This is a genomic window from Chryseobacterium sp. CCNWLW53 (assembly GCF_037083525.1).
Taxonomy (GTDB): domain Bacteria; phylum Bacteroidota; class Bacteroidia; order Flavobacteriales; family Weeksellaceae; genus Chryseobacterium; species Chryseobacterium lathyri.
The window spans coordinates 838,241-854,170 of sequence record NZ_JBAOJR010000003.1; the positions used below are offsets into that span (position 1 = coordinate 838,241).

General features: G+C 36.9%; 19 protein-coding genes and 1 riboswitch. Of the genes, 13 read left to right on the forward strand and 6 right to left on the reverse strand.

Features of this window, described 5'->3' with window-relative positions:
- Positions 1-160 precede the first annotated feature (160 nt).
- On the reverse strand, positions 161-1,495 hold the full coding sequence (locus tag V6R96_RS12985; protein ID WP_336378714.1) for a cytochrome P450: 1,335 nt from the start codon (positions 1,493-1,495) through the stop codon (positions 161-163).
- 113 nt (positions 1,496-1,608) lie between these two features.
- Between V6R96_RS12985 and V6R96_RS12990 the strand changes: the two genes are divergently transcribed.
- Positions 1,609-2,289 (forward strand): FG-GAP repeat protein, encoded by a 681-nt coding sequence (locus V6R96_RS12990; protein ID WP_336378713.1) that lies wholly within the window; start codon positions 1,609-1,611, stop codon positions 2,287-2,289.
- A gap of 10 nt (positions 2,290-2,299) precedes the next feature.
- Positions 2,300-2,890, forward strand: coding sequence for an HD domain-containing protein (locus V6R96_RS12995; protein WP_336378712.1), 591 nt, complete (start codon positions 2,300-2,302; stop codon positions 2,888-2,890).
- Between the two features lie 152 nt (positions 2,891-3,042).
- On the opposite strand, the gene V6R96_RS13000 is transcribed toward V6R96_RS12995, so the two are convergent.
- Complete coding sequence (locus tag V6R96_RS13000) at positions 3,043-3,426, reverse strand: acyl-CoA thioesterase (protein WP_111960756.1); 384 nt, start codon at positions 3,424-3,426, stop codon at positions 3,043-3,045.
- Positions 3,427-3,542: 116 nt separating this feature from the next.
- A riboswitch (cobalamin riboswitch) is annotated at positions 3,543-3,722 on the reverse strand.
- A gap of 52 nt (positions 3,723-3,774) precedes the next feature.
- Positions 3,775-4,572 (reverse strand): hypothetical protein, encoded by a 798-nt coding sequence (locus tag V6R96_RS13005; RefSeq protein ID WP_111960758.1) that lies wholly within the window; start codon positions 4,570-4,572, stop codon positions 3,775-3,777.
- Between the two features lie 233 nt (positions 4,573-4,805).
- On the opposite strand from V6R96_RS13005, the gene V6R96_RS13010 reads away from it, so the two are divergent.
- Complete coding sequence (locus V6R96_RS13010; RefSeq protein ID WP_336378711.1) at positions 4,806-5,876, forward strand: GEVED domain-containing protein; 1,071 nt, start codon at positions 4,806-4,808, stop codon at positions 5,874-5,876.
- A 70-nt stretch (positions 5,877-5,946) separates the two neighbouring features.
- On the opposite strand, the gene V6R96_RS13015 is transcribed toward V6R96_RS13010, so the two are convergent.
- Positions 5,947-8,094, reverse strand: a complete 2,148-nt coding sequence (locus V6R96_RS13015; RefSeq protein WP_336378710.1) for an endonuclease MutS2 — start codon at positions 8,092-8,094, stop codon at positions 5,947-5,949.
- Between the two features lie 59 nt (positions 8,095-8,153).
- Here V6R96_RS13015 and V6R96_RS13020 point away from each other — a divergent pair, with 59 nt between their 5' ends.
- The 3 genes from V6R96_RS13020 to V6R96_RS13030 all read left to right on the forward strand — a co-directional run bounded on the left by V6R96_RS13020 (position 8,154) and on the right by V6R96_RS13030 (position 10,482).
- A complete protein-coding gene (locus V6R96_RS13020) occupies positions 8,154-8,663 on the forward strand; it encodes a GNAT family N-acetyltransferase (RefSeq protein ID WP_336378709.1) in 510 nt (169 codons plus the stop codon).
- Between the two features lie 27 nt (positions 8,664-8,690).
- On the forward strand, positions 8,691-9,692 hold the full coding sequence (locus V6R96_RS13025; RefSeq protein ID WP_336378708.1) for an acyltransferase: 1,002 nt from the start codon (positions 8,691-8,693) through the stop codon (positions 9,690-9,692).
- 148 nt (positions 9,693-9,840) lie between these two features.
- Positions 9,841-10,482, forward strand: coding sequence for a uracil-DNA glycosylase (locus V6R96_RS13030; RefSeq protein ID WP_223559872.1), 642 nt, complete (start codon positions 9,841-9,843; stop codon positions 10,480-10,482).
- Here the strand turns inward: V6R96_RS13030 and V6R96_RS13035 are convergent.
- Both V6R96_RS13035 and V6R96_RS13040 read right to left on the reverse strand, forming a co-directional pair.
- Entirely contained in the window at positions 10,469-10,978 is a 510-nt protein-coding gene (locus V6R96_RS13035) for a hypothetical protein (RefSeq protein WP_336378707.1), read from the reverse strand. The genes V6R96_RS13030 and V6R96_RS13035 overlap by 14 nt on opposite strands.
- Before the next feature lie 12 nt (positions 10,979-10,990).
- Positions 10,991-11,482, reverse strand: coding sequence for a DUF456 domain-containing protein (locus V6R96_RS13040; RefSeq protein WP_111960772.1), 492 nt, complete (start codon positions 11,480-11,482; stop codon positions 10,991-10,993).
- A 122-nt stretch (positions 11,483-11,604) separates the two neighbouring features.
- Here V6R96_RS13040 and V6R96_RS13045 point away from each other — a divergent pair, with 122 nt between their 5' ends.
- The 7 genes from V6R96_RS13045 (at position 11,605) to V6R96_RS13075 (ending at position 15,802) form a co-directional block, all read left to right on the forward strand.
- Positions 11,605-12,873 carry a mechanosensitive ion channel domain-containing protein gene (locus V6R96_RS13045; RefSeq protein WP_336378706.1) on the forward strand — a complete coding sequence of 423 codons (1,269 nt, stop codon included), beginning with the start codon at positions 11,605-11,607 and terminating at the stop codon, positions 12,871-12,873.
- 115 nt (positions 12,874-12,988) lie between these two features.
- Positions 12,989-13,708 (forward strand): pyridoxine 5'-phosphate synthase, encoded by a 720-nt coding sequence (locus V6R96_RS13050; RefSeq protein WP_111960776.1) that lies wholly within the window; start codon positions 12,989-12,991, stop codon positions 13,706-13,708.
- Between the two features lie 12 nt (positions 13,709-13,720).
- Positions 13,721-14,125, forward strand: a complete 405-nt coding sequence (locus V6R96_RS13055) for a hypothetical protein (RefSeq protein WP_336378705.1) — start codon at positions 13,721-13,723, stop codon at positions 14,123-14,125.
- A gap of 6 nt (positions 14,126-14,131) precedes the next feature.
- Positions 14,132-14,917 carry an alpha/beta fold hydrolase gene (locus tag V6R96_RS13060; protein ID WP_336378704.1) on the forward strand — a complete coding sequence of 262 codons (786 nt, stop codon included), beginning with the start codon at positions 14,132-14,134 and terminating at the stop codon, positions 14,915-14,917.
- 114 nt (positions 14,918-15,031) lie between these two features.
- Positions 15,032-15,277: a microviridin/marinostatin family tricyclic proteinase inhibitor gene (locus tag V6R96_RS13065; protein WP_111960782.1), complete on the forward strand. Its 246-nt coding sequence runs from the start codon at positions 15,032-15,034 to the stop codon at positions 15,275-15,277.
- A gap of 71 nt (positions 15,278-15,348) precedes the next feature.
- On the forward strand, positions 15,349-15,450 hold the full coding sequence (locus V6R96_RS13070) for a hypothetical protein (RefSeq protein WP_336380197.1): 102 nt from the start codon (positions 15,349-15,351) through the stop codon (positions 15,448-15,450).
- Positions 15,451-15,574: 124 nt separating this feature from the next.
- Positions 15,575-15,802 (forward strand): microviridin/marinostatin family tricyclic proteinase inhibitor, encoded by a 228-nt coding sequence (locus V6R96_RS13075; protein ID WP_111960784.1) that lies wholly within the window; start codon positions 15,575-15,577, stop codon positions 15,800-15,802.
- Positions 15,803-15,930: the final 128 nt, after the last annotated feature.

Below are 15,930 nucleotides of genomic sequence, written 5' to 3' on the forward strand. Positions count from 1 at the left end.
TGAACCTATTCCGATTTTACATTACAAAGATATGTAATTAAAATGGTAATATGCAATACAAAGTAGTGAAAAAATATAAATAAATTATGTAACTAGTTGAAAATCAAATAAATTATTTTATTGATGATTTTTAGATATGAGAATTTTAAAGAAAATCAGATCAAATTTTACTAATTTTTCCTTTTAAGCTGGTAGGTCTTAAAGTAACAAGAGCTTTTTTCTTCAATGCTTTCTGATAGGATATAAAACTGAATTTTTTGTAGAATTTACGGATGATAAGAGCCATTTCCATAATGGCAAAGTGTTCACCAATACAAAGCCTGGGCCCGGAACCAAAAGGGTAGTAAGCGAAATTTTTGGCATTTTCATCATCAAAACGCTCCGGAATGAAAGAGTTCGGGTCTGTCCAATATTTAGGATTTCTGTGAAGACCGGTGATATATAGTATGATTAAAGTATCTTTCGGCCAGGAATATTCTTTAAAATGATCATTTTCCAAAGCCTGACGATCAATAGCCCAGGCTGGAGAATGCAGCCGCATAGCTTCTTTGATGATATTTGAAGTAAAAGATTTTTTCATTAAGCTTTCAGACGTAAAAACCATTTCCCCCTCGTCTGCAATCTCTTTTTTTAATTTTTCCTCAGCTTCAGGATTCTGACTGATTTCAAAAAAGATAAAGCTTAACGCATTAGCGGTTGTTTCGTGACCGGCGATGAAAAGGATAAGCATTTCATCGACCAATTGCTCATCAGACATCGGAAGTTGCGTATCTTCATATCGTGTTTGGATAAGCATGTTCAGCAAATCATCTTTCTCTTCTCCTGAACTTTTCCGTTTATCCAAAACTCCTTGAATAATAGCTTTTGACCTTTCGCTTTTTTCAATAGTTTTGTCTATAATGCCCAAAACTTTTAAAATTTTAGAATAAAAAGGCAGGCGAACCTCTTTGGCGAAAACTTCCTGAACTTCTGTAATGATTTTACCCAGTTCTTTCACCTGGGTTTCACCAATATCAGAGCTGAAAAGAGTTTTTGCGACAATATTAAAAGCGAGCTTATGAAAGAAATCATAAAGATCTATATCCTGCCCAGGCTGGAATGAATGAAAAGCTTTATCAATTTCCTCTCCCATAATTGAAACCAGGTTGGTGATTTTCGTTTTGCTGAAACCAGGTTGGATCAGCCTTCTCTGTTTCAGCCAGTCTTTTCCGTTATTCGTGAGCAAACCGTTTCCCAGGTACTTTCCTAAAGTAATGGATTGGATCTCAGATTTGTAATAGTTTTTATGATTTTGCTTTAAAATATATTCTGTGAATTCTTTATCCTGAGAAAAAATAAAGTTCTTATTGGTGAAATTGGTTTTGATATAGTAGTTATCTCCTGCAATTTTGTGGTTTCCGGTAATAACCTCTAACGGATTTTTTATTCCTTTAAATAAAGAATACAGCTTTCTTGTTCCTTTAATTTCCGTTGGATAATTGAATTCTGGAGACATATTACAGATATTTCCATTAAAAATACAACTAATCTTTTATATAAAATAGCTTTCAGCCAAAACCCCTATTTTTGCATAGAATTTGTTGAAAAACTAATGCATAAAAATCACCCATGATCAATACAACCACATTATACAGGTCGCTGTCAGCATTGATACTGCTTGGACCTCTTTGTTTCGGGCAATATCGTTTTGCCATCGAAGATGCATCCAGGAAATATAACGCAGAGGTTACTGTTGAAGAATGTCAGGCTGATGCCTGTAGAAATAACGCTGCTATCATATTGTTCAGTAAAAGCGGAGAGAAGCTACAGACTCTTGCTTCCGGAGATTTTGTCATGTATTTTGAAAAAGAGGCGAAACCGTCAAGCACCAGTGTAACAACACTAACCCACGGAATGGTCCATGATGATCCTGTGGTTTTTGGAGATTTCAATTTTGACGGGACGGAAGATGTAGCCATAAGAAACGGCAGTGGCGGAAACTATGGCAGTGCTTCTTTTGATGTGTATGTATTTAATTCCACAAAGAAAAAATTTGTTCTGAGTAAAGAACTTACTGAAATTGCCAGCGCCTATCAGGGAATGTTTGATGTAGATTCCAAACGAAAACGATTGACCACTTATGCCAGATCCGGCGCATCTCTACATTACACCTACGAATATCAGGTGATTCCCAACAAAGGATTGGATCTGGTTTACGAAAAAATCAGTGATTTCAGTGATGAAAAAACGAAAGTGACTGTTAGAGAAAAGATTAATAATAAATGGATCGTTAGAAAATCATCCAAATAATAAAAAAGAAATGAAAATACAAAAGGAGATCGATTTTATCCTGGCAGTTGATGCCCTGAAAAACGTACAGAGAAGAAATTACAATGCCGATGATTCCAGAAGGGAAAATACGGCCGAACACTCATGGCAGATCATTATTTTGGCGCAGATCCTTTATCCGTATGCTAAAAACCGTGCAGATATTGATCTTTTAAGGGTCATAAGAATGCTTTCCATTCATGATTTAGTGGAAATAGAAGCAGGAGATACTTTCCTTTTTGATGAACGGGCGATGGTAGGAAAATTCGAAAGGGAAAAGATTTCAGCGCAGAAAATCTTTGGAATCCTTGATGAACCTTTGCGTACCGAGTTCTTTGAATTATGGCTTGAATTTGAGGAAGAAAAAACGCCGGACGCTATTTTTGCCTGCGCCATTGACCGTATCATGCCGTTTATCTTAAATTCACACACTTCAGGAAGAAGCTGGACGGAAGCCGGTGTGACTGAAAAGCAGATCAGAAACATGCTGGAAAATGCTATTAGGAGGGCATCGGATGAGATGGGAGAGGCCTTTGAGACATTACTGATCAGAAGCTTGGATACTGACAAGGTTGTTCGGTAGATTTATCGCAAAAAAAATTAAAATTAAAACTGCTGTTTTTTTAAGATAAACAAGAGCGTTTCACTTATCAGAATAATACAATTTTACAAATACAATTTTTTTTTACCTTATAAAGGGTTTCGGGCGGCCAAAGGCCGCCCGAAACTTATTCTTTACATTATTCTTATCGGTTTTTTAAACTCATCAATCGCTACAAAAGTGAAATCACCCACAATGGCTCTTTCTCTTTCATACGAGTACATTTGCTCCGTATAGATTTCTACATTCACTTTCATGCTAGTTTTTCCGACATAGTCAACTTTTCCGATCAGCTCTACAATGGTTCCTGCAGGGATAGGCTTTTTAAAATCGATCTTATCGCTGCTTACAGTTACCACTCTTTTTCTTGCAAAACGGGTTGCAGTGATAAAAGCTACTTCATCCATCAGCTGCATGGCAGTACCTCCGAAAAGAGTGTCATAATGATTGGTAGTGTTGGGAAAAACCGCTTTAAAAATTCTGGTCTCGGATGCTGCAATTCTTTCTTCTGTAGTCATATTTCATTATTAATTAATGCGAAATGAAATAATATCAAAATAACAGAACAGTGACAGGAATCATGGAGAATCCCTGAAGCAGTCCATCAGATCAATAAACTTCAAATCGCGAAAGTTTCTTGTTTAAAGAAATAGGCAGGTCTCCTGACTTGTAACATCTTTTATCTCCTTCCCGTGCCCTGCACAGTGGATCCTTGATAAAGACTTCAGTTACTTACAGTTGCGCGACAGTCCGTGATTTTCACACGGTTCCCTTTTAATCTGCGTTAAGCAGAACCAATTTCTGTGATGAATTAGCGTTAAACTTTTTCAGGGCAAAAATAAGAATATTACTGTGAAAAACGACAATTATTCCGGACTATTGTAAATAATCTGGCTCATTACCTTTCCTTCCTTGATGGTCCAAAGTGTGACATATCTGTTTTCACCAGAGCCATTGATCATATAAAGATAGATGTGATCATTGTCAAGAGCCGTTACTCCGACATTATTGAAATCCATGGTAGGCTGGAACATATTTTTAATAGCTTCCCTTACAAAAACAGAACCTCTTCCCGGCTGTTGTACTCTGATGGACTTAATCTCTGTCATCCCTTCCGGAAGCCCGTCTTTAATTCCCCATGGTTTTACTTTATCTATAGTAAGGATCTTTCCATCCGTATCTTTTTCCTGCTTTCTGTAACCGGCATTGGACGGATAAACGTCAATAACCACCTTGGTTCTTTGTGAAGTCGGTATTTTTGGATTGCTGTTGTCTGTGAAGATTAGTGATTTCCCGTTCTTGGATTTAGAAGGTGTAAACTGAGGAAGCTGGTCGATAAAGGCAATACGCCCTTTATTTACCATTCCTTCCTTCTCAAGATTCTCATATCTTACAAAAGGTTTTTCCTCATCCTGCTTTTCAGGATATTTAATCCATACCCATTCCGTTTCTCCGGGTGCAGGTTTTACATAAACAAATACATCCCCTTTACGCATCCGGATCTTGTCTACGATTTTTCTGTAGTCATCCTTATGGACGCGCACGTTGGCGTAGCCTTCTTCAGCTTTTACAACACCAAAAGGAACCTTATTCTGTCCCTTAACAAATGCCAAAGAAAAAAGGCTGAAAGCGGAGAGGTACAATGCTTTGTTTATGGAAATCATTTGATGAAAATTTTTGATCCCTCAAATATATAAATTAAATGTTTTTTTGATCCGTAAAATATAACAGTATTTGATTAAAATGATCAATATGTTCTAAAAAAGTTATTATCTGATCAAAAAATAATAATTTTTTTTGTGTAAAACGTTTCAGATGGAGTATTTATTAATTAAAATTTAATAATATGTAAATAATTTAAATTATTTTTCAAACGAAAATCCATAAACAAATAAATATGATCAAAAAGCTACTTTTTATGCTTCTGCTTTTTTCAGGTGCAGTACAATTTCAGGCAGCCAGTAGAATAGACAATATGTGCGCAGAATCTGCCTTTACTGTTCCGATGAATTTAGCAGCTTCCAATATTAGTTTTACTTCTGCACATATCACCTGGGATCCTATACCCGGAGCTACAGGCTATACCGTGAAATGGAGGGCCTCAACATCTGCGGTATGGCTCTCGATGAATATTCCTGCCGGGGCCACTTCTGCTGATCTGGATAATCTCACACCCTGTCTGGGACATATGGTTCAGGTGATTGATAATGCGTCCGGAGATATATCCTTTCCGTTAACCTTCTATACCCATCTTAATTACTGCAGATCCACTTCTACTAATTTGGGAGCATTGTATTTATCGAACGTTACGATAACTCCTTCCGGGGGACTTCCGGCAATGGTAAGTGCTTCATCGATGTCAAACCATACGGATTTTCGTATGGACTTACCCCGCCGCATACAGCTTGGGGTGGGTAGTGTAAATAATGTTTTATCGGTAACACCCAGTTGGGCAGCAGTACCGGGGACATCTTATGTAAAAGCGTGGATAGATTTTAATGCGAACGCCATTTTTGAAGCTTCGGAAATGATCGTTTCTACTATTGTAGATTCTACAAATCCTAAAGCTTTTATATTTAATGTTCCTTCTTTTGCCGGTATAACCCAGTGCGGAACAGCAATGAGGGTAATCATCAGCCAAACACAGCCTGCTGGTCCATGCGAAATATTTGCGTATGGAGAAGTGGAAGACTATGGAGTAACTTTTGTGAACATGAATCTTGCTGTAGATGAAACTGGGAAATCCAAAGAAATAAGTATCTATCCGAATCCTGCTTCAGACGTTTTATATATTTCAGGACTTTCCTCACAAGCTGAGTATGAAATTTTCTCAGTCTCAGGGCAGAAAGTGGGAGAGGGCAGAACCTTTGAGAATACAGTAGATATTCGTTATCTCGCTAAAGGAATTTACTTTATTCAGCTTAAAAGTAAAGAAAATACAGCCCGGTTGAAATTTATCAGGAAATAAATAAAGATAAAATAGCGCTGATTTTTCAGCGCTATTTTTTTATAAGTTTTAAGCTATAAATCCTAAATCATCAGATTCTTTCCAGCTCATCTGCATTAATTGTTGTTTTGAAAGTTCCGTAGTTGACGATCACTTTATTTTTGGAAATTTTCTCAATAGTTCCTACGCTGGTACTTCCCGGAATACGGACACGCTGTCCTTCTTTCATCCAGACGGCACGGTCGGTTTTACGTTTTTCTTCCAGCTTTTCATTGGTTTCAGCAATCTTTTCAATTACATCTTCCTTTTTAAGCTGTTGCGTGATCTTTCTTTTCACCACCTGAAGACGTTTCGATTCATCTTTATCAGCACCTATTTTTCTGAATTTTTCCTGTTCCAACAATTTCACAAAATCCTTGACAACATCTTTTCTGGATTTTCCTTTTACATAGCTGTCGATAAACGTTTCAATCTTATTTCCAAACTGAAGCTTTCGGTGTTCTTCTTCATATAGTTTTTGAAAGTTGAAAAGCTTTTGCTGCAACTGCTCGTTCAGCTTCTGAAGGTTGTCGCGTTTGTCTTCCACAGATTCCTTTCTTTCCGCAAGATCGGTTTTCAGTTTTTCAACTTCAAATTTTTCCTGCTGAAGCTTTACAATCGTTTTATCAAGATTGACAATATCATGTTCTACTTTCTTTTTGGCAGCATGAATAATAAACCTTGGGATCCTGTTCTTTTCTGCTACTTCAAAGGTAAACGAGCTTCCTGCCTGTCCCACTTCCAGCTTATACATCGGCTCAAGGGTTTCCTCATCAAAAAGCATTGCTGCATTTTCAGCATTTGGAAGCTGTTCTATCACCAGCTTGATATTCGTATAGTGTGTGGTAATGATGGCGAAACTTTTTTTATCATAGAAATACTCCATGAAGCTTTCTGCAAGGGCACCGCCAAGTTCAGGATCAGATCCGGTTCCAAATTCATCAATAAGCAAAAGCGTATTGGCATCAGCTTCACGAATGATCCCTGCCATTTTTTTAAGCCTTGACGAATAAGTAGACAGATGATTCTCGATCGATTGGTTATCTCCGATATCGGTCATGATCTTTTCGAAGAAGAACATTTCAGACCTCGGATGTACCGGTACCAGAATTCCACTCTGGATCATCAGCTGAAGCAACCCAACGGTTTTCAGTGTGATGGATTTTCCTCCTGCATTCGGTCCGGAAATACAGATAATTCTGTTATGGTCTGTCAATGACAGGCTTTGTGGGAAAATAGTTTTGTTCTCTACTTTATTTCTCAGCCATAACAGCGGATGGTATGCGTCTTTCAGCTTTAACGTCCTGTGACGGTTGATCTTCGGGAGGATTCCGTTAACAAGCTCAGCAAATTTTGCTTTTGCTCTTGTAAGGTCAAGATCAAAAATATAAATCTGGTATCTCCAAAGCTGGGGTTGGAATTCTGCCAGTTCCGCAGTCAGTTTTCTGAGGATCTTATCGATCTCTTTCTTCTCTTCCTCTTCACTTTCGCGCAGCTTAAAGTAATGTTTTACAACGCTGTCCGGCTGAATATATGTGATAGAACCTGTTTTTGAAATTCCTAAAACTCTTCCTGCCACCCTTTTCTTAAACCCGGATTTTACTGCTAAAACCCTTTGATCTTCAATAATAGTTTCGCGGATATCATCCAGAAAGTCGCTTTGTCCGTAATTGAACAGCGCACGGTTGAAATTCTCCTGAATGGCTTTTTTAGCCTGTTGAATTTCAGCTCTGAGTTCCTTTAGCACAGGAGAAGCATCACTTTTTACTTCCCCAAAACGGTTAAAGACCTTATCTATCTTATCAATAATCTCTTTTTTGAATTCCAGCTCAGAAACATCTCCTATCAGGTTAGGAAAGGTGTCGGGCATGGTCGGGAAAAACTTCTGAAGTTTTCCTATCTGTTCAGTTAAGGTTTTTATTTTAATGAAAGCACTGTTTTCCAGACGGTAATTCTCGATCAGCATTAATTTCAGCTCACTTTCGATATCTTCATATTCATCGAACGGAATTGCATTTGAACTCTCAAAACTCGAAAGGTACTCCGACGTTTTTTTCAGTGAAAGTTCCGCCTCGTCAATTTCCATGGGACGAAGTTGAAGAATTTTTTCTCTCGTTTTCGGAGAATACGCAAATGGAGAGATTTCCGCGAGCAATTGCGGAAACTCTAATTCGTTTAAATCTTCTTTATTTATATACACATTGCAAATTTAGTGAGAAAATGTGATTATTATGTATATTTGAGATATTTACCAAATTAATGATTGAAACAGACCGGCTAATATTAAAGGAAATTAACGAAAGCCACGTAGAAGATATCCTGAAGATTAGAAGCAACGAAACTATTAATCAGTTTGTGAAAAGGAATTCTCCGAAAACGAACTATGATGCTCTGCAATTTATTTTAACGATTAAAGAACGAACTCAGAGCGGGCAAACCCTTTATCTGGGAATTACCTATAAAAATCAGCCGAATCTTATCGGAACCATCTGCCTGTGGAATTTTTCTGAAGACAGAAAAACGGCTGAAGTCGGCTATGAATTATTACCGGACTATCACAGAAAAGGAATTATGTCTGAAGCCTTATCAGCTGTTTTAGATTATGGATTTAATAAATTACATCTACAGGAAATCTTAGCGATTACCCACAAGCTTAATGAAAACTCGAAAGGTCTTCTTTTGAAGCATAATTTTGTTTTGGAAGAGAACAGAGAAGATGAGGATTTTCCCGACAATATTATTTTTAGTTTAAAGAAAATAATGAATTGATTTCCCACAGACTGCATTGTTTAGCATATGAAAAATGAAATAAAATCATTAACAGGGTTTAGAGGTATTGTTGCGCTATGGGTAACATTTTTCCATTTCAGTTACTTTAGAAATTTTTGGATCCAGTCCGTGAATGGGAAGGGATATGTAGCGGTAGATATCTTTTTTGTACTGAGTGCTTTTCTGCTGGCGGTATCTTATTCGGGAAAATTTCAGCACCTGACTTTTGACGGTGTGCAGAGGTTTTATAAGAAAAGAGTCAACAGGATCTATCCCGTATATTTTTTGTCTGTTGTTTTTATCATCCTTTTTATAGCAAAAAATCCTACTTGGGCTCAATTTTTAGTCAATGCAGCACTTATACAGTGTTTTTTTAATCCCAATTATTCATTAAATGAAGTATACTGGTCATTGAGCACAGAATGGATTTGTTATCTGATATTTCCCTTTTTGCTATGGGGCATACTTAAATATAAACTAAGCAGTTGGTTCCTGATCATATTAGGTTTAGCTTTAAGAGGTATTGTTTCTTATCTGCCGGACATATATTTTGATGATGCACCGCTTGAGATAGACAGATCTTCTCAATACCTTGATATCGTTTTTGGAGTAAGTTCTTTAGTGCGAACGGTATCCTGCTATTTTATAGGAATTGGAATTGCATTTTTACAGGGAATAAAAATAAAGAAAAGTAACCTGTTTATTTATGGTGTAGTTATTCTATCCTTTTTACTTCTGTACACTGCAAGAGGATTATTTTTTATTCCGTTACTGTCAGCAATTATTATAAAGCATCTGTATTCAGAAAAAAAGAGTCTGGTCAAAAGTTTTTTAGAAACAAAAGCAGTTTACTTTCTAGGAAATATTTCATATTCATTATATATTATCCATTATATCGTAAGGCGACAGAAAATAGTCATTGTAGATTCCTACCATCTCAATAATTTTCTTCTGATTGGATTTTCTATTCTGTTGTCTTATTTTTCTTACATACTTATTGAAAAAAGAGTGAAAATATTTAAAACGTAATTCACCATTCATTTCAATAACTATATCATTCAATCATTATATTACCAGATTTGGCTATCCAGGAATTAAAGAATATTTTTGTAATATAATTTCGGTAAAGGAAGAATTATATCACATTAATACATTTACAAATTATCATACCAATCCCATGACCTGGACAGAAGTTTTAGCCCCGATAAAGAAAACAGAATATTTTACCAACCTTTGGGAAAAAGTAAAGCAGGAATACGCAACAACGAAAGTATTTCCACCTAAAAAACAGATATTCAGAGCACTGGAAATTACTCCTTTTGAAGATGTTGAGGTGGTGATCCTGGGGCAGGATCCTTATCATAATGACTATCAGGCCAATGGTTTGTGTTTTTCCGTTTCAGAGCAGGTAGCGGCACCGCCTTCACTTAAAAATATCTTTACAGAATTAAAAGACGACCTGGGAATTGAAAGAACCTCCAAAGAATTGGATGACTGGGGAAAGCAGGGCGTATTATTACTCAATGCTACTTTAACAGTTCGTGCCCATTCACCTAACTCTCACAAAGATTTAGGCTGGGAAAAATTTACAGATTTTATTATTAAAGAAATTTCAGATAAAAAAGAGAATGTAGTATTTGTTCTTTGGGGGGCTTTTGCACAAAAAAAAGCCGAACTCATAGATCCGGCTAAGCATTTTATTCTAAAATCGGCGCATCCGTCACCGTTTTCTGTACATAGAGGTTTTTATGGAAGCAAGCCCTTCTCAAAGATCAATGAATATCTGGTCTCAAAAGGGAAGAAACCTATTTCTTGGTAGAATTTGATTTCTCGTCAGCTTTTGTAATTTTGATTCCGATTCTGTATTTTCCATCCAGATCTTTTCCCCCGGCTTCAGATTTCCGGGAAGGAATTACTTCTTCCAGTGAAATGGTATATCCATTGAATTCTGCAGACTTGTGGTAGTTTCGCCCCGTGTTATCCATGGTGGCAAGGGTTAAAACCATAGGGCGGGAGTAAGTTCCCATAACTTCTACCTGTGCTACGGCAACTCCTGCCCAAATACATGCAACTCCTTCAGGACAGCGGCTGTCTTCAGAAATACCTTTGAAGGTCACATTCATTTCGTATTCTTTAAGGAATTTATTTTCTCCCTGATTAAAATAAATGACGCCTCCTTTTTGTGCTGAATTTTTGGTTTCATTCATAGGAGAGGGTGTTCCGACGGTTGATCCCGGGGCTTTTGTTTTCTTTTGGGCATTGCATCCTGCTAAAGTGAGCAGTCCCAGACTGAGTATGATGGCTTTATGGAACATATTTTATTTTTTTTAAATAATATCAAGCATATCTAAAACTACTACCAAAAACATTGCCACACCTACCACAAGACTAAAACCAGTTCCGTAAATGAAGCCGATAAACGCACCTTTAGTAGATTGTAAGGCCTTATTCATATCCTTACTGTCATGAAGAAGTTCCCCGATAAATACCCCGGCAAACATTCCGATCAGAAACCCTAAAGGAATAGGAATGAAAATTCCTACGATGGTCCCAATAACTGATCCGATACTTCCCCAACGCGTTCCACCATATTTCCTGTTGGTTTTTGCCGGAATTACATAGCTTAAAACTACAGAAATTGCTGTGAGGATCCCAAATGCCCAAATATAAATCATCGGCAAATCTGCATCTGTCCCGAATTTATAAATTAAAAGCCCGCAGATGCTTAGCAAAAGCCCCGGAAGTACAGGCAGGAAAGTTCCCAGCATCCCGAGAACCAATAAAATAAGACAGAGAATATTAATTAAGGTGGTATCCATTCTTTTAAATTATCAATGCAAGATAGGAAAAAAGAAAATTCGCAGAAGCCTTTTTAATATTTGGGATGAAAATTGATTGTCAATAGTAAGATCATCATTCTTAATTTTATAAATTTGCCGTAATGAAAGACGAAATACAAGACACTAAGAATTTTTTGCAGGAAATAAGTGAGCAGCTATACATCTATATCAGCCAGGTAACACCCGGCGGGATGGATTGGGTTGTTCATATTATTATCAAGCTGGCACTTTTGTGTGCTGTATTTTTAGTAGTAGATTTTGTTTTTAAATTTGCGATCAATTTTATTTTCAGGTTTTTCCGGAATGACGAAAAATATCCGATCATCCGGTCAATTTATCAGTCTAAGATTTCCAATTCTGTGGCTCATTTTGCCGCTCTTTTGGTGGTCGCAGGAATACATCCTTCTATATTTCCTGCAACGGCACTCCCTAAAACAAATATTTTTATTAACAGATCTATCAACTTGGGGCTTGTACTTATTCTTGCCGGAATGCTTTACAGGTCATTAACGGGTTTTAGAAATTATTTTACCATAAAGCAGGACTTTTATAAGATCATGGCGCTGAATGCTATTTCAGAAACCGTAAAGATCTTAGGAATCTTCATATTTTCCGTATTGGGAATATGCGTCATATTTGGAATTAAAGGAACCACTATTGTCGGGAGTTTAGGAGCTATTACAGCTGTATTGGTACTGGTTTTCAGAGATACCATTTTAGGTTTTGTAACTGGGATACATGTTGCTACTTCCAAAAATCTTAAGGTAGGGGACTGGGTAAGCATTCCCAAATACAGTATGGAAGGAAATATTATAGATATCAGCCTTCTGACAACGAAAGTCATGAATTTTGATAAAACAGTTTCTACAATTCCTACCTATGACCTTTTGACGACAGAGATCAGAAACCTTCAGGTCATGTCCGAATCCAATACGAGAAGGATCAAAAAATCTATTTACTTTAATATCAATTCTTTTAAATTTTTGAATGAAGAAGATATTGAACGTTTAAAAGAAATCAACCTGATCTCAGATTACCTTCAAGAGAAAACACTGGAGATAGAAAAAGAAAAACAGGACCTGAAGCATAATGATAAGACCATTAACGGAAGGCAGCTTACCAATATCGGGGTTTTCAGGTATTATGCCCAAAAATATATAGAGAATGATCCGGATATAGATCAAAAAGGAGCTAAAATGGTCCGTCAGCTAGATATTACACCACAGGGACTTCCCCTTGAAGTGTATTGTTTTGCAAATGATTCTAAATGGGAACATTTTGAGCAGATCCAGGCTGATATTTTCGACCATCTCCTGGTGGCTTCCAAAGAATTTGATCTTCAGGTGATGCAAATAAGCATTAAGGCATAAATAAAGAAGTCAGAAACTAGAGATTAATATAATTTGACCGTTACTTTTATCTAACTAGAGAAGTAATTCCAAAAGCTAATTTCTAATCTCTTAAAAATAACATCTAAATAAAGAAATGACAAAACTAAGTGTAAACATTAATAAAATTGCAACATTAAGAAATGCCAGAGGAGGTGATACACCAAGCGTAACAGAGGCAGCAATAAAAATCCAGGAATTTGGAGGCCAGGGGATTACCATTCACCCGAGACCTGATGAGAGGCACATTACAAGAAAAGACGTATATGATCTGAAACCGCTGGTTACCACTGAATTCAATATTGAAGGAAATCCGCACCGCTCTTTTATTGATATGGTTCTGGAAGTAAAGCCTGAACAAGTAACCCTGGTTCCTGATGCAGATGATGCCATTACATCCAATGCAGGTTGGGACACTAAAAAACATCTGGACTTTCTGACCGAGATTATTACAGAATTTAAAAAAGCAGGAATCCGTACCTCTGTTTTTCTTGATCCTTTACCGGAATTGGTAGAGCACGCTGCAAAAACAGGAGCTGACAGAATTGAGCTCTACACTGAAGCTTACGCGAAAAACTATCTGACGAACAAAGAACAGGCTATAAAACCTTATTATGATACAGCGGTTGCTGCTACAGAATTCGGTTTGGGAATCAATGCAGGGCATGATCTGAGCCTGGAAAATTTAAAATACTTTGCGGACCAGATTCCAAATCTTCTTGAAGTTTCAATCGGGCATGCCTTGGTTTCCGAAGCCCTTTATATGGGACTTGAAAACACCGTTCAGGCTTATTTGAAGAGACTGGCAAAATGGTAATTGATTAATAAGATGAGCGAGTTTTGTACCCCTTTACCTGAAGACAGGAAAAAATATATTAAAGATCTAGGAAGCATCCTTGTAGATGATTACGGTAAGAAGAAATTTTATAAACCTGAGGAAATAAAAAAAGCCAATCAAAAAACTTCATGGAGTAATATAAGCGCTGCAATTGATTATTCCTGTTGGGGAATGGCTGTTTTTTCCTCGCATGAGGATTTTGATTCATATCATAAAGTTTCGGGAGAAATCTGCGATTATGCCGAAATGAAGCAGGCCATGCTGGAGGGAATTTCTTCAGGAGGATTCAATTTCGTTATTCCTGAGCTTTCCGACACAGAAATCGATTTATCCTGGCTGGATATTGGGGATATCTTTCAGGCAGTTGGAGAATTTTTTTCATCATTTTTAGACTAATACATAATGGATAATAATATACTTAATTCAAAAATATTCGGTGAGAACCTTACGGTTACGCCACTTCTTGTATTTCACGGACTGTTTGGAATGCTCGACAACTGGGGAAGTTTTGGAAAGGACCTAGGAGAATATCTTCCCGTACACCTGATCGATCTTAGAAATCACGGGAGAAGCTTTCATTCCGAAAGTATGTCACATGACGATCTGGCAGACGATATTGTCCGTTATATGGATCATTACGGTATTCAGAAAGCCCATGTTTTGGGTCATTCCTTAGGGGGGAAAGCCGTGATGCAGTTTGCTTTAAAATACCCTGAAAGAGTAGAAAAGCTGATTGTAGTGGATATTTCCCCAAAAGCCTATCCTCCGCATCATCAGGGGATTATTAAAGCCCTTGAAACGGTAGATTTCAATACAGCAGGCTCACGTGGTGATGTAGAAGCCATATTAAGCCAATACATTCCTGAAAAGTCTACGATCCAGTTTCTGGCAAAAAATCTGTACTGGGACGACAATAAAAAGCTGAACTGGAGATTCAATCTTAAAACCTTATCTGAAAAATATAACGAATTTGTTTCTAATGCGATAAAATTTGGGGTTTTTGAAGGCGATTCTTTATTTATTGCAGGCGAAAAATCAAATTATATCCTTCCTCAGGATGAATACGGAATCAAACAGCAGTTTCCAAAAGCGACAATTGTTACGGTAAAAAACGCCGGACATTGGGTTCAGGCTGAAAATCCAGTTGATTTCGCGAAAGTTGTTAAAGATTTTTTGGGTTTAAATTAATTTAATTCTTTCTTTTTGCTGATTTAGTTAAAATTTTCTTAAAATAAAGCAATATATCCCCGTGTATTGAAATTTTTTGTATTTTAGTTTGCATAAAACTAAATATAATAACTTATGGAAAAGAAAAACTCAAAAAAGCCATTCTTTGCTTCGTTTTTAGAGAAACAAATTCAGGATCCTGAAGCTATTCAAGGAGGTGGAATTACAACACCTACTACTGATGTACTTACTGTACCAACGAGAGACACTATAACGACTTCACCGTTCTTAGATAATGCAACATCGCAGTTAAAAGATCAGGTAGTGACACTGAAATACCCTTCCGACAGTGATGAGAGTGGAGAACTGGATGCTCTATAATCTAACTCAATTACCATAAAAGACGAGAATTTAAAAAAGAAGCTTTTTTTGCTTCATTCCTGGAAAAGCAGATCAAAGATCCGGATACCATCCAGGGAGGCGGAATTATTAACAACACTGATAACGATATCGTTACGGCACCTTCAGTTGAATGTAACAGCACAGGTTTTTGATCACGTGACATTTCCAAGCAAGGATCTTTTGGTTACGATGAAATATCCTTCTGACGGTGGTGATGATGTTGTTTAAATTTCTCTAGAAAAATTTAAAACATATTTTAACCAAAACTAAATTATTATGAAAGACAAGAATTCACAAAAGAAGCCGTTTTTTGCTTCGTTTTTAGAAAAGCAGCTTAAAGATCCGGAAACAGTGAAAGGAGGTGGTGAGATTACTATTCCTGAAAGAGATGTGATCACAAAACCGTCAGTTGATACGGTGACTTCACCTCAAGATGATCTGATGCATACAATGAAGTATCCATCTGACGGAGATGATGATGCCCCAACAGTACCATTAGACTAATACTTTAAAGAAATAATCGTATTATACAATCTTTCAAAGGAAACTTACCACTAAGTTTCCTTTTTTAATAAAATCCGGCCAATGATTCTCTGCATTACCCACTCGAATGATTTTTACAATATTGATAT